The organism is Bifidobacterium tsurumiense (genome assembly GCF_000741765.1).
GTDB classification, from domain to species: Bacteria; Actinomycetota; Actinomycetes; order Actinomycetales; family Bifidobacteriaceae; genus Bifidobacterium; species Bifidobacterium tsurumiense.
Genome location: NZ_JGZU01000002.1, coordinates 143,046 through 164,346 on the forward strand (window position 1 = coordinate 143,046; position 21,301 = coordinate 164,346).

Genomic DNA, 21,301 nt, shown 5'->3' on the forward strand with positions numbered 1-21,301 from the left:
ATGACAATCGTTGCACAAGGTCATGCCATTGCCAAATGGTTTGGAAAGGGAGCAAACAGAACTCAAGTGCTCCATGATGTTGATTTCCATATTCGTGCTGGGGAATGTCTTGCGATTATTGGCGAATCCGGTTCAGGAAAATCCACATTGACGCGCATACTATTGGGGCTGGAACGTGCAGATTCCGGAACGGTGCAGTTCATGGGAATGCCAGTAGAAGGTCGGAAATCCGCTGGTTACCGCGCCTTGCGTCAGTCTTCAGGTCTGGTATTGCAGCATCCTTTCGCCTCGTTGGATCCGACATGGACTGTTGAACGATCTGTTGCAGAGCCGTTGATGATTCGGAAAATCGTGGCTGGTGGCAGTCTTCGAGGTGTCGAACGCATCAAGGATACGGCGACCGCATCCGTGCACAAGGCATTGCAAAGTGTCGGATTGGATCCTCGGATATTCGCGACGCGATATCCGGATCAACTCTCCGGAGGACAGGCACAGCGTGTGGCGATAGCTCGGGCAATCGTAGATGAACCACAATTGATCGTGGCTGATGAGCCGATGAGTGCAATCGATGTGGCGGCTCGCATCCAGATCATCGATGCATTCGCGGCAATGCGCCAATCACAGCCTGATGCCGCTTTGGTTGTTGTTTCGCATGATCTTGGTGTTGTCCAACATCTTGCTGATCGGATCATGGTGATGCAGAACGGGCGCGTGGTCGAAGAAGGAGCATCTGACCAGGTGTTGATGAGTCCGCAATGTGAGTATACGAAAACCCTGATTGCTGCTGCATCCATGTAATGCGAGCGGATTATCCGACTCGTATAGTGCCGCAAAGCTTATTGCTCTGGTATGTGGATTGACGGTGCGCTGCTTGTGACCACATGGGCTGGTGCTGAAGGCATGCTTTGTTCGTTTGGTCGCACACTGCCGAAGTCGCTTCTTGATGCGACCATGACTTAATTAGTACATATGTTCGAATAGAATGGCGCTATCGATAAAAGTACGGGGGTGCAGCATGGGTGCGCGAACATATATCGCCATAGATCTCAAATCCTTTTATGCCTCCGTGGAATGCATGGAGCGCGGCTTGGACCCGCTCACAACTCATTTGGTTGTGGCCGACGTCAGCCGAACGGAGAAGACCATTTGTTTGGCCGTATCACCATCGTTGAAGGCATATGGTCTACCGGGGCGAGCGCGATTATTCGAAGTGGTGCAAGCCATGCGTGAGGTGAATGCACAGCGCCGACTCGATGCTCCCGGTCATTATTTGCGCGGCAGTTCCTATGATTCTGTTGTCCTAATGGATGATCCCAATCTCGAAGCCACCTATATCGCTGCCAAGCCGCGTATGTCTCATTATCTGGATTGCAGCAGCAAGATCTACAACATCTATCTGCGCTACATTGCACCGCAGGACATCCATGTGTATTCCATCGATGAAGTGTTTATCGATGCGACTGGATATCTCAAGATGCATGGCGTGACAGCACATGAGTTGGCCAAATGCATGATCCAGGACGTCAGTGCTGAAACGGGAATCACCGCCACTGCTGGCATCGGCAGCAATATGTATTTGGCAAAGGTCGCCATGGACGTCCTAGCCAAACACGTTACGGCTGACGAGGACGGAGTTCGCATTGCACAATTGGATGAGGCATCCTATCGCCGCATCATGTGGGGGCATACTCCAATCACTGATTTTTGGAGAATAGGCAAAGGCACGGCAAAAAAGCTGTCTTCATATGGCATGGAGACCATGGGAGATATTGCGCGTTGCTCTCTTGGGGGAATGAATGATTTCTACAATGAGGACCTGCTCTACCGCATGTTTGGCGTCAATGCAGAGCTTTTGATAGATCATGCATGGGGTTGGGAACCATGCACTATCGAAGACATCAAGGAGTATCATCCGACTGCGAGTTCAATAAGCTCAGGGCAGGTGTTGCAATCGCCATATGCCGCCGATCGTGCTCGTCTGGTGGTTCGAGAAATGGCTGACCAGCTCAGCCTTGATCTGGTGACCAAAGGCCTTGAAACGAACAGGATTTCCTTGTTTATCGGATACGACCGTTCTGTGTTGAACAGCACAAAGGCAGATGGGTCATCGTATGCAGGGCCAGTGACCAATGATTGGTATGGCAGGGTGGCGCCCAAGCCTTCCAGCGGAGATCTGGGTTTGGAGGAATACACCTCATCCACAACGCATATCATCGATGCCATGATGCGTTTGTATGACCGCATTATCAATGCGGATTTGCCGGTTCGTCGTATTAATATGGCGGCTCTGGGAGTTCGACAGGCAGTTTCTTCGACAGACACCGAGCGGTACGAGCAGCCTGATATCTTCTCGGTTGATGACGCGGCCATCGAGGCACGGCAACAATCGCAGATCCGCAACGCTCGAGAGCGACATGTGCAGGAAGCCTTATTGGATGTCAAAAGAAAATTCGGCAAGAATGCGGTGGTTAAGGCAATGAATATGGAAGAAGGGGCCACCGGCATGCAACGCAATGCACAGATAGGAGGGCATGCCGCATGAGCAAATGAGTGGTGCTTGAAATTCGCGGATTTTGCAGTTTGTCATGTGGCGAATGGCTACAGGAATGGTTATAGGTTGGCGTGGCAGGACAGGTGTTCCACAAGTGATTAATTGGGTGTTGAGAACGCCGGGCAATCGTTGCTTAACCAAAGAACTTAGCGCAGTGTTGGACGAAGTGTGTGCAAGAAGAGCATGTATTATGCGAACAGGAGCGGTATGCCGGCCTGATTGATGAGACAGAGCAAGTGACTGAGGATGGGAGCAGAACGTCGTGGGAATAACCGTTACGCATCGATATGACGACATCATTGAACTGCCGCATCATCAGTCCCGCAGTCATCCTCATATGCCCATAGGCAACCGAGCCGCGCAATTCCTGCCTTTTGCCGCATTGACGGGATATGAGGAAGCGTTGCAAGAGACGGCTCGTCGCACTGATGAGCGGGTGCAATTGGATCCTGATGAGCAGGAACAAGTGAATGCGGCACTTCAATCCGTGCTCTCAAATGATTCGGGGGCGAAGCGCGTTGCCATAACATATTTTGTGCCTGATAAGCGCAAATCCGGTGGAAGCTATCAGCAGGCTACGGGGGTTATTCGTCATTGTGATGCGGAGCGCGGTGAACTCGTGTTGCAAGAAGGCGACCGGATTCCCATCGCTGATATTCTTCGTGTTACGGTTTTGGACGAGCAAGATTCATAGCCCTTGGGCATTCGACCTGAGTCCATATCTCGATATCGTCAACTGGTATGTCCGCCCATATGCTATGGTGTGAGGCATGACGTTTTTCTCATGTTGTTGTCGCTAACCGACGCCAAATGGCGAGCGGTTGACGACGCATAATGAGATATCTGTATCAGCAAAGTCCGCAACATATCATCGAGCAACGTTCTGCTCTCAGGGCTTGCAAACCTCAACATGCATCGTATCGGCCTCGCTTGCCGCATATCTGAGAAGTCCGCAATCTAGATGAAACGAGTATGCATGACCATCCACAATTCACTTGCTGAGCTCATAGGCAATACGCCGCTTGTGCGGTTGAATCATGTCACAGAAGGTATCGAAGCCACCATTGCAGTCAAGGTCGAATATTTGAATCCCGGCGGTTCGTCAAAGGATCGCATAGCGGAACGAATAATCGATGCCGCTGAACGGTCAGGTCAGCTCAAGCCCGGGGGAGTGATAGTCGAGCCAACGAGCGGCAATACCGGCGTTGGTCTGGCGCTCGTCGCCCAGCAGCGTGGATATCGGACCATTTTCGTAGTGCCGGATAAGGTGTCTGAGTCGAAACGTGCGGTATTGCGCGCATATGGCGCCGAGGTTGTGGTTGCTCCAACGGATGTGTCCCCTGAGGATCCCCGGTCGTATTACAACGTATCCGACTACTTGGCAGAACATATTCCGGGCGCATTCAAGCCAAATCAATATCGCAATCCCAACGGCCCTGAAAGCCACTACCACACAACAGGTCCAGAAGTGTGGGATGCGACCGATGGAAAGATCACCCATTTTGTGGCGGGTATCGGCACAGGCGGTACCATAACGGGCACAGGGCGGTATTTGCGCGAGGTTTCGCATGGCGAGGTAAAGATTGTGGGTGCCGATCCGGAAGGATCCATTTATTCCGACCCATCGCATGTGCATCAATACGATATCGAGGGAGTGGGCGAGGATTTCTATCCTGAAACCTTCGATCGTTCGATTACCGACGACATCGTGCAAGTCAATGATGCGCAGGCATTCACCATGACCAGGTTGCTGGCCTCGCAAGAGGGGCTTCTGGTAGGAGGTTCCTCCGGTATGGCGGTTGCTGCAGCGCTGAACTATGCCCGAGAACATGCATTGGGTAGCGACCAACTCATGGTGGTGCTTTTGCCGGATTCCGGCCGTGGGTATCTGGAAAAAATCTTCAATGATGATTGGATGATGTCACACGGATATGCGGATGTGGTGGAAGCCACTCGCGTTGAGCCGATGGCCGGAAAGTATTTGGATGAAATGGAAAAGACGCGCCAATAGCCCATTCTTGGGCGGAATCGCTCATCGGAAGACAATCCGAAAGACTCCGATTTCGGATGATGAGCAACGCCTTTGAGGATGTGCATGTCTCATGCAATGCAGCGCTTTGAGAATTACCTACAAGCTGAAAACGAAGCGTTCTGGTGGCCCCATAACTGATACGATTCCCAGCAGCATGGAACTTGTGGCGCGAAGCTATGAGAATCAACAATTTCAAAACTTCAACAACGCTCGGCGGCAAATGTCGAAAACAACACTTGGACAACGGTGAAAACCGATGAAAGGAAACCCCCATGGATAGCAAGCAAACCAAGCACATTGAACTGGCGTCGACTTCGATTGCCACCCGTGCAATCCACGCAGGCCAGGAACCCGATCCAATGACCGGTGCAGTGGTTCCCCCGATTTACATGACTTCCACCTTCAAGCAGGATGGTGTGGGCGGTTTGCGTGGTGGGTATGAGTACACCCGTACTGCCAATCCAACGCGCGATGCGTATTCCGCCCAACTTGCCGCTGTGGAAGGTGCCAAGCATGCATTGGCATTCGCTTCCGGCCTCGCCGCTATCGACGTATTGCTTCGTTCCACATTGAAACCTGGTGACAATATTCTGCTGGGCAATGATGTGTATGGCGGAACGTATCGATTGCTGTCGAAGGTTTTCGTGCCATGGGGAGTCGGCCTTGATGTGGTTGATATCACCGATACTGCAGCTGTTAGTGCTGCACTGGAATCCAAGCAGTATTCCTACGTGTGGGTGGAAACGCCAAGCAATCCACTGCTGAACATAACCGATATTGCCGCCACCGTAGCAGTGGCACACGCACGTGGTGCAAAGGTTGTTGTTGACAATACCTTCGCATCACCTATTTTGCAGCATCCTTTGGAGGATGGAGCAGATGCAGTGGTGTATTCGACAACCAAATACATTGGCGGCCATTCTGATGTCGTCGGCGGTGCGGTTCTGCTCAATGACGACGAAGTGGCCGAAAAGGTCGCCTTCCTGCAGAATTCAGCAGGAGCGGTATCTTCCCCGTTCGATTCCTGGCTTGATATGCGTGGATTGAAAACATTGGAGCTCCGTGTAAAGAAGCATAGTGAAAACGCCCTGCGACTGGCTCAATGGTTGGAAGGTCATGACGAGATTGAGCATGTGTGGTATCCGGGTTTGCAGTCCCATCCGGGCCATGAGATCGCCGCGCGCCAGATGCACGGTGGTTTTGGCGGCATGATTTCCCTCCAGCTCAAGGGCGGCATGGAAATGGCCAAGCGCGTCGTGGGAGCTACGCAGATCTTCACTCTTGCAGAATCCTTGGGCGGTGTGGAATCGCTTATTGAACATCCGGCAGCCATGACCCATGCGGCAGTATCCGGCACGACTTTGGAGGTTCCAGACAATCTCATCCGTCTGTCCGTGGGAATCGAGGATGTCGAGGATCTGATCGCCGATTTGGATCAGGCATTTGCCGCCGCTCGTGCACAGTGATGACATATAGTCAGCGATCGCTGACTTGGTTATGCAATGAGATGCGCGTGATCGTTGATCCATCGGTTCGCATACATAGCTGATAGAGCAGGGCGGATTTCCGCCCTGTTTTTGTGTGCCGAGATAGGGAGTGCGTGAATTGGTGCATTCAACCAAGCAAAATGAACATCGTCCCGGGCGAAGTTCTGTAGTAAGTGCTCGCTACACTCGAAATTGTGTTGGAACAATCAGGCATGATAGCAAGCAACAGGGCTTTGGCTTCGCTGAAGAAGTATTTTGGCTATGACTCTTTCCGTCCCGGACAAGAGGCTTTGGTCAACGCCATAATGCAGGGACGCGATGTCTTGGGAGTCATGCCCACAGGTGCTGGAAAATCGGTGTGTTATCAGATTCCCGCCACTTTGCTGACAGGGCTCACCATAGTGATTTCGCCGCTGATTTCACTGATGAGAGACCAAGTGGATGGTTTGAATGATGCAGGCATATCGGCGGCATATGTCAATACCACACTGGACATCACTGAGCAGGAAGCAGTGTTGGAACGCGCCGCTGCGGGACACATCAAAATGCTCTATGTTGCACCGGAACGATTGGAAACCAGCCGGTTCCGTGCTTTTGCCGCGAGAGTGCCCATCGATTTATTCACCGTTGACGAAGCTCATTGCGTTTCTCAATGGGGTCAGGATTTCCGATCTTCATATTTGGGTATCGGCGATTTCATCGCACAATTGCCTCGTAGACCAAGGGTCGCAGCCTTTACCGCAACGGCAACGGAGCGTGTTCGTCGGGATATTATCGAACTTTTGGGCTTGGACCGGCCGATCACCACAGTGACTGGATTCGATAGGCCGAATTTGTATTTTGATGTCATCCGCATGGAGAATAAGCGCAAGAATGCATGGATCGAGCGGTATGTGCGCGAGCATATCGGTGAATCCGGCATTATCTACTGTGCAACTCGAAAAGAAACCGAGGAGCTCAGTGCACAACTCAATGACGCTTTGCGCGCATTGCGCCAATCGGCAACACTTGGGGAAAGTGGAGAGGTTAATATTCCAACTGCGCCAGACGGCAGTGCATCCACCGAATCCAGTGATGGGAAAACTTTGGCTGTGGCATATCATGGCGGCATGTCCGCTGATGCTCGCAGCCGTGCGCAACGCGGATTCGTAACCGATGAGATCCCTGTAGTCGTTGCCACCAATGCGTTTGGTATGGGAATCGACAAGTCGAATGTGCGATATGTCATCCATCACAATATGCCCGAGAGCATTGAAGCCTATTATCAAGAGGCGGGACGTGCAGGACGAGACGGGGAGCCGAGCCGGTGCACGTTGCTATGGAATGATAGCGATATTGTCACACGACGCCGTCTATTGGATGCAGATTACGAAAACGACAGGTTGAGCGAAGAAGAGCGGCAAAACGTCCGCGCCAGCAGACGCAGGCTATTGGACGCCATGATTGGCTATTGCCGCACCACCTCATGTCTGCATCGATATATGACCCGCTATTTTGGTCAGCAGGAGCCTCGAACCGGTGGTGTGAATATGCCTTCGGGCACATTGGATATGCAGTCATCCGCTCAGGCGCAGGATGGCCAGGCCCGCTGTGGCGTGTGTTCGAATTGCGGCGGCACCCTGTCTGTGATGGATGTGACGCCCATAGCCTATGCCATATGCCGCTGCGTACACGATGTGAATCAGTCCTATGGCATGGGCAAGATCGTGGCCGTGCTCAAGGGCTCGCAATCCCAGGAATTATTAAGTCGGGGATTGAATCGACTGCCTTCATATGGCGCATTGAAAGAGACACCAGAGGCAAGAATACGGGATGTGCTCAACCAGTTGAGCGTTGATGGTTTCCTGCACATTTCTGAAGGACGTCTGCCCGTTGTGGAATTCGGAACCAGATCACAGGAGGTCACGAGTGCACACTTCCATTACGACATCAAACGTATTGAGCATCGTAATGCCGGAGAGGTGCCGAAGAGTGGTGCCGCAAAGTTGAGGCCAGCGTCTTCGGTTGGTAACAGTGCATCGAATGCTGAGGATACGGCTCTATTCGAACGATTGCGTGCTCTGCGTCTGCAGATCGCCAAGAAGATTGGCATGCCGCCATACATTGTTTTCTCCGATAAGACCTTATTGGATATGGCCGCTCGTAAGCCTCGAACTGATGAGGAATTCCTGCAAGTGAGCGGTGTGGGTCAGCGCAAGCTGGAACAGTATGGCGAACAGTTCATGGAGGTTATTGACCAGTCGAGATAGGGAACGGTCGAAGAATCCCGTCACGAAGCGTTGCAACTATCGGTTCAGTATCTGCCACGTTGACGCAAGTTCTGGTATGCAAGGTACGCATTGTGAGCTGAAAGCTTTGTGTGCTTGCCGATTGGCGCGAAGCCGCATAGTCTGAAAACGACATGCCTCGGCATGCAGAGCAGACATCCACAACATTGGAGACCAGATGAGCGAGCAGAATACCAACGTTCCTGAGAGTTTTGAGTTGGACCATACCAAGGTCAAGGCTCCTTATGTGCGATATATCGATACGCAAACCGGTCCGAACGGCGATGTGATTTCCAATTACGACGTACGTTTGGTGCAGCCCAACGAAAACGCCATTCCTACCGCCGGATTGCATACCATTGAGCACACCATTGCCGTGCTGCTTCGTGAGCGCATCCCTGGCTATATCGATTGCTCGCCATTTGGATGCCGCACCGGTTTCCACCTGCTGACGTGGGGCGAGCACAGCACCGAGGATGTCGCCAAGGCATTGAAGGAATCCTTGGAGTTCATTGCCAATGAGGCGACCTGGGATGATGTGCCGGCGACCACTATCGAAAGCTGCGGTAATTACCGCGATCACAGCTTGTTCAGCGCAAAAGAGTGGTGCAAGGATATTCTTGCAAAAGGAATCAGTTCGGATGCGTTCGAGCGCAAGCTGGTGTGAGTTTTTTTAGGATTGATCCTTTGACAAGCTGATTGTCGAGCGTCCTTCCAATATCAGTTGGGTGTGCGATGCAGTTGTTTGCATCGCACACCTTTTTATGTTGCTTTCAGCGGGTCATACGCTCGAATAATGCCAACACTCATGGCGATGGTCATATAGCGCAATCGACGCTATCTATGAGGCGCAGAAGCTAGATTGGCATGGAAAAGCCGATTTGTGCCTGCCTTTCCCCATAATCTGCCCGTTGCAATCGCGCATATGTGAAGTGCTTCCCGGTAACTGTGCTGGGGCGGTGAGGTCATGCTGCGAAAATTCGGCGTGTGGAATTGTTTGGACGTTGTATGATGCAATTCGCGTTTGACGCAGTGAGGAAACGAAGCGCCATCGAAGCTTGTTGCGCACTGCATCAAAGCACCAAACTTGGACATGCGAAGGTCGCCACGCCTGAGGCGAACAATGAGCCTGTCGTGGTAATTTGTGCGTCGATTGTTATTGAACGAATGAGGTGGATATTTGGACGAAACTGTGACCGAGCGCCATTTCCGTCGCGCCACTATGGATGATTTCGAGCATATCCAGGAGAACTATGCCAAAGCGCGTGCCAGAATGGCGGCTAATGGCAACCCGACTCAATGGGGCTCCACATTCCCACGTGAAGAAGTGGTTAAGGATGATCTCGAACAAGGGCGCACGGTCTTACTCGTGGATGAGGAGCAAGGCCAAGAGCGCATACTTGCACAGTTCGCGTTATGCACTGGGATCGATCCCACCTATGTGAGCATTGACGGGGCATGGTTGGATGATGATGAATATGTGACCATCCATCGTCTGGCGGCCTCCGGGCTGGCCAAACGTGCAGCCCATGATTGCTTGCGTTGGGCTTTGGACCATTATGGCAATGTGCGCATAGATACGCATCCCAATAATCTGGCCATGCAGCATATTCTTGAAACCAATGGTTTTGCACGGTGCGGTCTGGTGCAGCTTATCGATCGCGATGTGGATACAACCCGTATCTCGTATCAAAGGCATGAGTGGTGAGCGTTTGAAACGAGCTCAAACACAAGCGTCTCATTTGCTGAGCAACGAGCACTTCGATTGAGGCTCCCAGGGCTTTCGGCAGACATAGTTTGGCCCGGCGGTTCCGGATTGCGAACCGCCGGGCCAAACTGTCGAATGAATCAACTGCTTACTGCATGAAATCAGGATTCCACTTGTTGCGTTCCACTCTCAGATGCGTTATTTGGATTGAGTTTGGAACGCTTCATGCTGTACAGGAAATACACGGCAAGCCCGATGGCGAACCAAACGGCAAAGCGCAGCCAGGTTTCCCAATTCAATCCGGCGATCAGGATCAGACAGAAGATAATCGAGCAGATCGGGGTGGAAGGAACGCCAGGTGCGCGGAATCCGCGATGGGCGTCCGGCTGGGTTTTGCGCATCCATAGTATTCCTGCGGACACGATGATGAATGCGGAAAGCGTGCCGATATTCACAAGCTCGAACAGAGTATTGATATTGATCAAACCACCCGCCAGAGCGGTGAGAATGCCAAAGAACCATGTGCCCTTGAAAGGGGTGTGGTACTTGGGGTGCACTTCGCCAAAGAATTTGGGGAATAAGCCGTCGCGGCTCATGGCATAGCAAATGCGGCTTTGGCCATACAGCTGCACCAGCATAACCGTGGTCATGCCGACGAGCGCACCCAGATTGACGACGAATGCGAGCCAGTTCATGCCAGTCGCAAGAATGACGCCGGCGACCGGCGCCTCGACGAATTGAGCGAATTGGTCGTATTTGACAATACCTGTCATGATCAGAGTCATAACAATATAGAGCACGGTGGAAACGGCCAGGGAATACAGGATTCCACGAGGCAGGGTTTTATTTGGATTCACCGTTTCCTCGGCAGAGGATGATACGGCATCGAATCCGATAAAGCTGAAGAATACGATCGATGCGGCAGGGACGATGCCCATGGGCTGGGTCGATCCTGGCTGGAATGTGTAAATGCCATACGGGGAGAAAGGTTTCCAATTGGCCGGATTCACATACCAGATAGTGCATGCGATGAACAAGACGATTATGGCGAGCTTAATCAGTACCATCACATCGTTGACGCGCTTGGTCTGATTGATGCCAACTGAAAGCACCCATGTGACCAGCAAAACGATGACAAATCCCGGAAGGTTGAAATAGGTGGTGACCCCGGGCGTTGTGCCATATGCAGCTGTGAGTTCCACTGGAAGATGCAGTCCGAATTCGGCGAGCATCTTATTGAAATAGCCTGACCATCCTGCGGATACGGTTGCCGCCTGCAATGCGTACTCCAAGATAAGATCCCAGCCGATAACGAAGGCGATCAGTTCGCCGAAAGCCAGATATGAGTACGAGTAAGCCGATCCCGAAACCGGAGCCATGGATGCGAACTCTGCATAGCACAGACCTGCAAAACCACAGCATATGGCGGCCAAGAGGAATGATACTGAAAGCGCGGGTCCCGCAGTGAGTGCGCCTTTGCCGGTGAGAACGAATATTCCGGTGCCGATTATGGCGCCGATCCCCAACATGGTCAGGTCGAAGGTTTTCATCGTGCGCTTCAGCGGCGTCGATTCCGATGCCAGCTGTTCCACCGATTTTTTGCGTAGTAAGTCCATTCGATCTTCTCTCGTTTACCGTGAGCGTTGAGGCGAACGGTTCCGCGTACGGAGCACCCGCCTGTGGAATGTGCGGAGAAAGTGGATAGCCTTGTAGGCTTCTTAACCGCAAGTAATGGTTATAGTCCATTGACACGACTCGACAGTATTGCTGTCCACGGAATGGTCGGGAATATGGTGCGTGCGGCATTATTTCATCCGTGATTTCAAATGTTGGACGAATATGTGGGAACGAAGTGATGGTTGCTTTCTGCGGTGTCAATGTCGCAGCCGCAGAGCAACAATGGATGGCATGAGCATGAGTGCATTGCCGCAATGGCATTTTTCATCCCCCCAAGGTCTTGCAAATTATGAGGCGGCCTGCCGTCATTATCCAGCGCAGGCGATCGTTGACCTCGTAGCTTTGCGAGACAATATGCGCCATCTGGTTCAGGTCTCTCACGAGGCTTCAGATGCCGAGGTCATGGGTGTGGTGAAAGGTGACGCATACGGTCATGGTCTGATTCCGACAGCATTGGCTGCATTGGCGGGTGGTGCGACATGGTTGGGAACCGCACAATCCCGCGAAGCATTGATGTTGCGTCGCGCAGGTATCGGTCCGGAACGCTGCAGAGTGCTCACGTGGATGTACAACGGCACGAAAGCACCATTCGAAGAGCTTATTGAAAATGATATTGACATTGCCGTTGGCTCAATTGATGGCATAGAAGCGTTGGCGCAGGCTGCGCGGCGATTGGGAAGGGCTGCGCGAGTTCATGTGAAAGTCGATTCGGGATTCGGTCGCAATGGCTTTACTCCAGAAGGCTTTGGCCCGGCGCTCAAGCGTCTTGTGGAACTGTCGTCCCAAGGCGTGCTGGAAATCGTCGGCCAGTGGAGTCATTTGGCTGTTGCCGATGCGCCGGATATTCCTCAATTCGTGGATGTCACCGAAGGGCAGATCGCTCAATTCAATACCTTCACAGCAATGATGCGGGAAGCAGGGATTGCGCCGAAGATTCGCCATCTTGCCAATACGGCTGCAACGCTGTCACGGCCTGAGATCCACTTTGAATTGACTCGGCCTGGTATTGGTTTGTATGGCTATGAGCCGGATCCTGCGATGGGCACTCCTTCGCGATACCATCTCCGTCCGGCCATGACCTTGCAGGCGCAATTGGGAACTGTGAAAAAGGTCGAGGCGGGTCATGGCATTTCATACGGCAGAACCTATGTGACTGCACATGAGACAAGCACGGCGATTGTTCCCATCGGATATGCGGATGGCATTCATCGCTCTGCTTCAGGCTTCGACACCCCAAGCGCTCGGCATACCGACAAACTCGGTGGTCCTGTGCGCGTCATGACGGCTCAAGGTCCGCGGATTATGCATGTTTCGGGCCGCGTATGCATGGATCAATTCGTATTGGATCTGCAGGGCGATGCGGAAAGCATGGGAGTCCGAGAAGGCGATACCGTCGAACTCTTCGGTCCTGGCAGGGGCGAGGAGTTCCTTGAGCCAACGGCTGATGACTGGGCGCGTGCAGCCGAAACCATAAGCTACGAGATTTTCACATGTCTGCGCACGCGCATACCGCGGTTGTATCTGGGGGCTTTTGAAGTTCTTGACGAGCATGACAGAGCGATGCTCGACCCCTCGACTCTGTTGTGATCCCTGAGCTATGCACTCGGATTGCCCTTCTGACGGTATGCTGTGTGCGCTAATGTAGTCACCAGTGACATTGCAACGTTCCGTCGGGAAGGGGAAGCATGGAAGAACTGCAACCCACCGTTACTCGTCAGATTGATGGATACACGGATTTCGACAAGGAGCGGTGGGCGCAGGAGCCTCCTAAATCTCGCTCACGTACCGCTTTCGAGCGTGATCGCGCCCGACTGATCCATTCCTCTGCATTGAGGAGGCTTGGAACAAAAAGTCAGGTGTTATTGGCGGGCACCGATGATTTCGCCCGCACGCGGTTGACGCATACCTTGGAAGTCGCGCAAATCGGTCGAGAGCTGGGTGCTGTGCTCGGATGCGATCCGGATGTCGTTGATTGCGCATGCCTTGCCCATGATTTGGGGCATCCGCCTTTCGGACACAACGGTGAGAAAGCCCTGTCGGATATCGCTTCGAATATCGGCGGCTTTGAAGGCAATGCGCAAACACTGCGTTTGCTCACCCGCTTGGAACCGAAGGTGTTCCACGCTGATGGGCGTAGCGCTGGAGTGAATCTCACACGTGCATCGCTGGATGCAGCTGTGAAATACCCTTGGCCGTTTGCTGAGGCTGCGCAGCATCCCAAGGGAGAGCGCAGTGCAAAATTCGGGGTGTATCCGGATGATATGGATGTGTTCCATTGGCTCAAACAAGGGGCTCCTCGTAATACCAAGCCTATGGAATGCCAGGTGATGGATCTTTCTGACGACATTGCATACAGCGTGCATGACGTTGAGGATGCCATGGCAACAGGCGCGTTCAATCCTCTGGCTCTGCGCGACACGCGAACCGTTGATGGCATCGTTGAAGCATCCCGGCAATGGTATGGGTCGCAATGGGATGCTGATCAACTCTTGGCTGCCATACGTCGGTTGCGACGCGAACACATGCTGCCCGAGCATTTTGACGGTTCGCGACGTTCGTTGGCGTTGCTGAAAAATATGACCAGTGCATTGATCGGACGTTTTGCCGGTTCGGTGGAAATGTCAACCAGAGAACGTTATGGTCAAGGGCCCTTGACCAGATATGCGGCATCCTTGGTTATTCCCGAAGACACTTCGTATGAAATCGTGGCGCTCAAGGGCATGGCGGTGTATTTTGTTATGGAGCCGCGCGAACGCGAACCATTCCATAAAGAGGAACGATCCATCGTGACCGATTTGGTGGATGTTCTCCTGGCGGATTCTCCCAATCCCAGCGATGCCTTGGAAACGGTATTCTTGGATGATTGGCTTGAGGCGACCAATGACGACGAGCGTTTGCGAGTGGCCATCGATCAGGTGGCGAGCTTGACGGATGCCTCTGCGCTTGCCATGCACTCCATTCTGTGCTGAGACGCGCTGGTTCATGCCGGAGTCGCCTTGGGTTTCAGGCTTCATGCGGTGAGCTTAGCTTAGCGGCGACAAGTCAGGGTAAGGTGGAGTGTTATGGCCGGAATGATTTTGAAAGAGGATGTGGAGAAGGTTCGTGCAACAGCAGACCTTTATGACATCGTATCCGCTTCGGTTACTCTGAAACCTTCTGGAACCGGTACTTTTGTGGGGTTATGCCCTTTCCATGACGAAAAAACCCCCAGTTTCAGCGTCCGCCCATCACTGGGAGTGTGGCATTGCTTCGGCTGCGGACTTGGTGGCGACGTTTTCGGATATGTCGAACAGCAGGAAAATATAGATTTCCGCGAGGCAGTGGAGCTCCTGGCCGACAAATACCATATCGAACTGCATTATGAGGCAGGTTCGCAGCGGTCTGAACATGCAGGTTCAAAGCGTGCGCGATTGCTGGAGGCCAATGAGGCGGCCCAAAGGTTTTTCATGTCTCAAATCACCAGTAAAGAGGCGCTTGCAGCACGGAAACTGCTCGGAGGCAGAAGCTTTGGCCAGGCTGACTGCGAGCGCTTTGGTTGCGGTTATGCACCTCAGGGATGGGATAATCTTGTCCGTCACTTGGCCGAGCAGGGATTCACGCAGCAGGAAATGCTGGATGCCGGTTTGGCAAGGCAGGGGCAACGTGGCATATATGACTATTTCCGAGGCAGGGTGACGTGGCCGATTCGTGATTCAACCGGGCGAACCTTGGGTTTTGGCGCTCGCAAGCTATATGAGGATGATGCGATCGCAGCGAAATACATCAATACGCCTGATACTCAGCTCTATCGCAAGAATCAAGTCTTGTATGGCATTGACTTGGCCAAACCCAATATTGTCAAGAAACGTCAGGTGGTCATTGTCGAGGGTTACACCGATGTGATGGCGTGTCATTTGGCGGGTATTGATACTGCAGTGGCGACATGCGGCACAGCGTTCGGTGCCGAACATGCGAAAATCGTGCGGCGGCTTATCGCCGATGATTCGCTTGGCGGCATTCAGCTGATCGGTCCTCGCAAGGTTGAAGGACGCCAATTGAGTTCTCGTGTGGTGTTCACCTTCGATGGCGATGCAGCCGGACAAAAGGCGGCTTTGCATGCTTTCGGACTTGATTCGGCCTTCTTGTCCCAGACTTTCGTGGCTGTGGCTGACGATAATCTGGACCCTTGTGACTTGCGTATTCAGCAAGGCAATGAGGCGGTGCGTTCGCTTATTGAGCGTTCGATTCCGTTGTATGACTTCGTTATCAATACGGTGATCAAACGGTTTGATACCTCGTACACGACGGGACGAGTCGGTGCTGTCAAGGCGGTGAGCGAGCTTATTGCTCAAATCAGGGATCGCTCTCAAATGGATGCGTATATGAGGAAAACCGCGCGTCGTATCGGTGTTGAGCTTGATGCCATGCGGCGAGAGGTTGAGTCGGCACGAAGGCGACTGCATGTGCGCGATGAGGATGCGTATGCTCCTCGGGATAGGCAAAGGCAGGGCAATGATGGCTTCTCCGATCGAAGGGGAGGGTCACCATATGCCAATCCTGCGGTTCGCAAGGCTTTGGAACGTCGCAGTGCGCTTGAGCAAAGCTATTATCGGATCGATGATGCGGTTTTCATTTGTGAACAGCAATTCATGGCAACTCTGATTCAGATTCCTTTGGCGATCGATCCGCAATGGTTTGCACAGCTGTCGTTGATGAATTTCATGACGCCGGTATTTCGGTCACTCTTCCAGGCAGTGGCCGCTGCGGGAGGTCTGCCTCAGCCGAATACTCCTCAAGGCCTGTGGATGCATAATCTCACGAAGGCTGCCGGTCCCATGTTGCAACAGGCTATCAATGAATTGGCAGTCATGCCTTTGCCTCTACCTGAAGAAGACGAGGATAATCACGGTTTTCGTGGAGGTACTGCCTCAGGTCCCGAGCCAGCCAGTGTGCAGCTAAGACAGCCCAGTCCTGCAGAACGCCAATACGCAGCTGAGCTGCTGGCTCGTCTCTTGGATAGTGGTTTTATGCGCAGGATTGGCTCTGCGATGCAGAAAATGAAGCAACTTCCAGATGGCGAGGAAAAGATAGCCTTGCTTGGTCAGATCGCATCCATGGAAACTGCTCGCAAGGATCTGCAAGCGCAGGTTTACGGCAATACGGTTGGCTGAGCGGGCGGGTCGATTCTGCCATTGTCTGTGTATGCATATCATCGAACAACATGATGTATCAGAACGAATCACGTGATGAGGCATCATGTTGAATGAGGAATGCACGCAGCGCAGGAAAACAAAAAAGAAGTGACCCCGGCCGGGTTCGAACCGGCGACCTACAGATTAGAAGTCAGTTGCTCTATCCAGCTGAGCTACGGGGCCGAACAACAATGCGACAGCCTACCACCAATACGTGACCAATTCGCGTCGACAATGCAGTGTAGACGTTGCATTTACGTAAATGAAAAGCTCATGCTGCATGCGAGCGGGCGTGTTCGAGTTCGGGTGAGTGATGTACGTAGCTGTTCGCTATTATTTTTGCATGCAGCAAGAAAAAAGTTTTGAAAAGAGCCGCATGCTCTCTGGCGAACTGTATATCGCGCAGGACCAACAGCTTCAGCACGACTCCATGCGTCGCCGCAGAATACTGCATGAGATCAATCACAGTGCATATGACGCATTTGATGAACGCGACCGTCTCTTCCATGAGTTGTTTGCTGAGCTGGGTGAGGGTGCTTCCATTGAGCCGCCGTTCTATTGTGATTACGGCAGCAATATTGTTATCGGAAAGCAGTTCTATGCCAATGTGGACTGCATAATGCTCGATGTCGCTCCCATAACCATAGGAGACAATGTGTTCTTCGGTCCAAGAGTGAGCTTGTATACGCCATACCATCCGATTGATGCACCGGTACGCAATGAGCAACTCGAAGGCGGGCGGCCCATAACCATCGGTTCTAATGTGTGGTTCGGCGGAAGCGTTGTGGTATGCCCAGGCGTCACCATAGGTTCGGATGTGGTGATTGGCGCGGGTTCCGTTGTGGTCAAGGACATTCCAGACCACAGTATTGCAGTGGGCAATCCGTGCAAAGTGGTGCGACCGATCACTCAAGAAGATCGGGAATATTGGCAATCCAAGGCTGACGAATATCGGCGTGCCAAGGATTCGCTCAAATAGAAAAGCGAAGCAGGCTTAGTAAGCTCGGCTCAAAACTTCCGCATATTCTCTGAAATATAAAGCAATGGCTGTTGCATTACTGAGTGCAAATGAAGTGTTCAGTATAAGAATGCCGGTGTCAGTGCGAATGAGACGCATGACACCGGCATAATTGCACAGCCGCCAAGATGGGAAATGAATGGGCTGCGCTAATTCGGGAGAAGACTAATCGCGACTACCGAAGATACGAAGCAAATAGAGGAAGATGTTGACGAAGTCCAGGTAGAGGTTCAAGGCGCATACGATGGAGAATCGCTTGATCATTTCCGGCTGACCCGCGTACTGCGCGAAGAGGGCTCGAGTTTTCTGTGCATCATATGCTGTCAGGCCGGCGAAAATCAGCAATCCGATCGCAGAAATCAGCATATTGGCGCCTGAAGTTGGCAGTATGAAGGCCATGATGAGTTGCCCGATCACCAACACGATCAGAGCAGTGAGAAGAATCGGACCTGCTTTGAGCATGTCGCGTTTCGTGGTCAGAGCCAACATGGTGAGGGCGAAGAAGAAGCCTACGCTCAGACCAAGAGCCATGCCGATTGAGCCCAGGTTGTACACAAGGAAGATGGAACTGAGCGTGAACCCCATGGTTGCGGCATAGATGTAGAACAGTATTCTCGACATGGCTGGGCTCATTGACATTACGCGAGCGGAAATAACGAATACCAAAACCAGCTGTGCGATTGTCACGCCGATAAGCCCTATCGTTCCTGTCGAGGACAGGAAACTCACGAGCAGTCCTGAATTGTAGCTGAGCACTGCGGAAACGATTGTGACCAGCAGGCCGATGGCCATTTCGGCATAAGCGCGTGTTATGGAAGAATGCACCGCGCTTTCGTATGTATATGTGGCCTGGGTGTCGATTGGGTTGCCACTCGCATATGGTTGCTGTGCGAATGCCGCCTGCTGGGCATATGCTGGCTGTTGTTGGTCCGCATAGTACTGAGCATTCTGCTGTGCCTGTGCGCTTTGTTCCTGCGCATAAGTCTGGCCGTACTGCGGCTGAGAAGACTCATAGGCTTGGTTGCCGTTCTGCCCGTTGTTCTGGGGCTGTTGGCCGTAGGTCATGACTGGCTCCTTATTCATTCTTCGCACTTGCCGTGCGAGCTACTATCCACTGTACCCAATGGGGCGATGCGAATACTGGTGTTATATCGGTGTTGCATGAATAAACGCTGAATTTTGCTCTATAAGCATATTCGTCGGTTGGAGCTTGCGGGTTTCTCGATAGAATGGCCGCACATATACATACGGTGTCGAAGCGTGCCTTTGTCTGCAAAATGATGCAGTATGCACATCCGCGGCCGTGGAGCAATAGGCGAAGTTGTCGGCACCGCTTTGCAGATGGGAATGAATATGGGAATTGACAATATCACCCTGAACAATGGAGTGCAGATACCACAGCTTGGTTTGGGAGTGTTCCAGACACCAAGCGGTGAAGTGACAGTCGAGGCTGTGCGCGAAGCACTGAAGACCGGATATCGTCATATCGATACGGCTATGATCTATCACAATGAGGAATCCGTGGGTGAGGGCATACGCCAGTCAGGCGTTGCTCGCGAAGAGATCTTCGTCACTACTAAACTGTGGAATGACGACGTTCGCGCAGGACGAGCCAAGGAGGCTTTTGAGGAGAGCCTGAAACGACTCGGATTGGACTATGTGGATCTCTACCTCATTCATTGGCCAGCCGATGGATGGGAAAAGGCTTGGGAACAATTGCAGGAATTGGCCAAAGAGAAGCGCGTTCGTGCCATAGGTGTCAGCAATTTCCAGCAGCACCATCTGGAACGTCTGCTCTCGATGAGTGATGTGGTTCCTGCGGCGGATCAGATTGAGTCTTCTCCTCAATTCGCCAACCAGGAACTCATTGATTTCGCGCACAGCAAGGGCATTGCCATTGAAGCATGGAGCCCGCTTGGAGGCACAGGAGGCAATCTGCTTTCGGATCCTCGACTTGCGCCGATAGCCGAGCATCATGGCAAGTCCGCTGCCCAAGTGGTGATTCGTTGGCATTTGCAGCGCGGTGTGATCGTATTGCCTAAGTCCACGCATGCCGAGCGCATTCGGCAGAATTTTGATGTTGCTGACTTTACGCTCGATGATCAGGAAATGGCAGCCATCAATGCCATTGATACCGGCAAGCGCAACGGTGCTGATCCGGATAACTTCAACTTCTGATACAGATCCATGAGAATGAGGTTCCGTCATTGCAGGCGGAACCTCATTCATATTTGGGCCATATTCCCGGGAAATCGCGACGTCGATATGAGAATCTCAACTGTTGCGAGATCATATTCGCGGTTCCATGGTATTCGTTATATGGCTTGAATTAAGCAGAAGGCGCGTTCTCAACCTGTGGAGCGCCATTGATATCGCGATGAATTCCCTGCATCTGCACTTCGATATTCTGCAAACTGCGAGCGCAATCCAAAAGCGTCTGGGAATGCTCGACCAGCCGGTCGTCGGGCAGGTCTGTTTTGTATCGCAAAGCATGTTCCAGGCTCGCCCAGTAATCCATGGCGATAGTGCGGAATTGCACTTCCACAGGGGTGTAATGAGCTCCGGACGAAAGGAACACGGGCACAGCATAAATAACGTGAAGGCTGCGGTATCCGTTCTGCTTCGGATTTTTGATGTAATCCTTTACTCGAAGCACTTGGATGTCTGATTGTGCGGACAGGTAATTCGATACGGAATACACGTCATCTCGATAATTGCAGATGACACGTATGCCGGCCACATCAAACAGATTGTCCTTCATGGCACGAGTGGTAATCGGCAAATCGCGGCGCCGTAGTTTGTCCAAAATCGAATTCACCGACTTGAGGCGGCGTTCCATATGATGGATCGGATCGTGAGAGAAACGTACCTGGAATTCACTGTCGAGAATTTCCAGCTTGGTGCTGATCTCATACATTGCACCTTCATACACCTGCATGAGATCCACGAATTCGGTGATCTGCTCGGGGGCGAATTGTCCGTCTTGGGTACCAGCGGCTCTCAGCCTTGCCTGCATCTCATTGGTATTGATGTGCTCATGTCGATCAAGTATCACGAAGACCATCATAACGCGCAAGGGCTGATAGAAGCTGGGAATCGTAGCGCGACTGCAAAGAATGCGATAGATGGCATAACAAAAACCTCCCACCGGTGGGTTATTGGCCAGAATGTGTGTCTGAAATCGCCTCTCATGCCTTGTGCTGCAAGGTCTGAGAGGTGTTTGAATGTGGCGGTGGGGACTTTCGAGGTCGGCCAGAATGTGTGTCCGGAACGGGACGTGGCGCGTTGCGGGGCAAGGCCTGGGAGCCGTTTGAATGTGGTTGTCGTGAATGGTATGAGAACCCACTTGCCCGAATGCCACGGAACGATGAAGAAGAACGGGAAGACCTC

16 protein-coding genes and 1 tRNA gene are annotated in these 21,301 nt (G+C 52.5%); 13 read left to right on the forward strand and 4 right to left on the reverse strand.

Annotation, left to right across the window (positions count from 1 at the left end; translation table 11 throughout):
* The 8 genes from BITS_RS00815 (at position 1) to BITS_RS00850 (ending at position 10,045) form a co-directional block, all read left to right on the forward strand.
* On the forward strand, positions 1 to 798 hold the full coding sequence (locus BITS_RS00815; RefSeq protein WP_026641845.1) for an ABC transporter ATP-binding protein: 798 nt from the start codon (positions 1 to 3) through the stop codon (positions 796 to 798).
* Positions 799 to 1,015: 217 nt separating this feature from the next.
* Entirely contained in the window at positions 1,016 to 2,542 is a 1,527-nt protein-coding gene (locus BITS_RS00820) for a Y-family DNA polymerase (RefSeq protein WP_026641846.1), read from the forward strand.
* Positions 2,543 to 2,813: 271 nt separating this feature from the next.
* Positions 2,814 to 3,245, forward strand: coding sequence for a YolD-like family protein (locus BITS_RS00825; RefSeq protein ID WP_026641847.1), 432 nt, complete (start codon positions 2,814 to 2,816; stop codon positions 3,243 to 3,245).
* A 282-nt stretch (positions 3,246 to 3,527) separates the two neighbouring features.
* Positions 3,528 to 4,562 carry a pyridoxal-phosphate dependent enzyme gene (locus BITS_RS00830; protein ID WP_026641848.1) on the forward strand — a complete coding sequence of 345 codons (1,035 nt, stop codon included), beginning with the start codon at positions 3,528 to 3,530 and terminating at the stop codon, positions 4,560 to 4,562.
* A 293-nt stretch (positions 4,563 to 4,855) separates the two neighbouring features.
* Entirely contained in the window at positions 4,856 to 6,049 is a 1,194-nt protein-coding gene (locus tag BITS_RS00835) for a cystathionine gamma-synthase (protein WP_026641849.1), read from the forward strand.
* Between the two features lie 233 nt (positions 6,050 to 6,282).
* Entirely contained in the window at positions 6,283 to 8,319 is a 2,037-nt protein-coding gene (locus BITS_RS00840; RefSeq protein WP_026641850.1) for a RecQ family ATP-dependent DNA helicase, read from the forward strand.
* 196 nt (positions 8,320 to 8,515) lie between these two features.
* Complete coding sequence (locus BITS_RS00845; protein WP_034533664.1) at positions 8,516 to 9,004, forward strand: S-ribosylhomocysteine lyase; 489 nt, start codon at positions 8,516 to 8,518, stop codon at positions 9,002 to 9,004.
* Positions 9,005 to 9,559: 555 nt separating this feature from the next.
* Positions 9,560 to 10,045, forward strand: coding sequence for a GNAT family N-acetyltransferase (locus BITS_RS00850; protein ID WP_044259198.1), 486 nt, complete (start codon positions 9,560 to 9,562; stop codon positions 10,043 to 10,045).
* A gap of 161 nt (positions 10,046 to 10,206) precedes the next feature.
* Here the strand turns inward: BITS_RS00850 and BITS_RS00855 are convergent, their stop codons facing one another.
* Positions 10,207 to 11,661, reverse strand: coding sequence for an amino acid permease (locus BITS_RS00855; RefSeq protein ID WP_026641853.1), 1,455 nt, complete (start codon positions 11,659 to 11,661; stop codon positions 10,207 to 10,209).
* A 292-nt stretch (positions 11,662 to 11,953) separates the two neighbouring features.
* On the opposite strand from BITS_RS00855, the gene alr reads away from it, so the two are divergent.
* From alr to dnaG, 3 genes are all read left to right on the forward strand, one after another.
* The gene (alr, locus tag BITS_RS00860; protein ID WP_044259187.1) at positions 11,954 to 13,309 is read left to right on the forward strand and encodes an alanine racemase; all 1,356 of its coding nucleotides are present in this window, start codon (positions 11,954 to 11,956) and stop codon (positions 13,307 to 13,309) included.
* Between the two features lie 98 nt (positions 13,310 to 13,407).
* A complete protein-coding gene (locus tag BITS_RS00865; protein ID WP_044259188.1) occupies positions 13,408 to 14,691 on the forward strand; it encodes a deoxyguanosinetriphosphate triphosphohydrolase in 1,284 nt (427 codons plus the stop codon).
* Between the two features lie 93 nt (positions 14,692 to 14,784).
* Positions 14,785 to 16,872 carry a DNA primase gene (dnaG, locus tag BITS_RS00870; protein ID WP_026641856.1) on the forward strand — a complete coding sequence of 696 codons (2,088 nt, stop codon included), beginning with the start codon at positions 14,785 to 14,787 and terminating at the stop codon, positions 16,870 to 16,872.
* A gap of 130 nt (positions 16,873 to 17,002) precedes the next feature.
* Here dnaG and BITS_RS00875 read toward each other — a convergent pair.
* Positions 17,003 to 17,076: transfer RNA gene (locus BITS_RS00875), tRNA-Arg, on the reverse strand.
* A gap of 160 nt (positions 17,077 to 17,236) precedes the next feature.
* Between BITS_RS00875 and BITS_RS00880 the strand changes: the two genes are divergently transcribed.
* On the forward strand, positions 17,237 to 17,872 hold the full coding sequence (locus BITS_RS00880) for a sugar O-acetyltransferase (protein ID WP_026641857.1): 636 nt from the start codon (positions 17,237 to 17,239) through the stop codon (positions 17,870 to 17,872).
* 204 nt (positions 17,873 to 18,076) lie between these two features.
* Here the strand turns inward: BITS_RS00880 and BITS_RS00885 are convergent, their stop codons facing one another.
* Positions 18,077 to 18,976, reverse strand: a complete 900-nt coding sequence (locus BITS_RS00885; protein ID WP_026641858.1) for a Bax inhibitor-1/YccA family protein — start codon at positions 18,974 to 18,976, stop codon at positions 18,077 to 18,079.
* A gap of 276 nt (positions 18,977 to 19,252) precedes the next feature.
* Between BITS_RS00885 and BITS_RS00890 the strand changes: the two genes are divergently transcribed.
* On the forward strand, positions 19,253 to 20,089 hold the full coding sequence (locus tag BITS_RS00890; RefSeq protein ID WP_420795444.1) for an aldo/keto reductase: 837 nt from the start codon (positions 19,253 to 19,255) through the stop codon (positions 20,087 to 20,089).
* A gap of 151 nt (positions 20,090 to 20,240) precedes the next feature.
* Here BITS_RS00890 and BITS_RS00895 read toward each other — a convergent pair whose 3' ends face one another.
* Complete coding sequence (locus BITS_RS00895) at positions 20,241 to 20,975, reverse strand: GTP pyrophosphokinase (RefSeq protein WP_026641860.1); 735 nt, start codon at positions 20,973 to 20,975, stop codon at positions 20,241 to 20,243.
* Between the last annotated feature and the right edge of the window lie 326 nt (positions 20,976 to 21,301).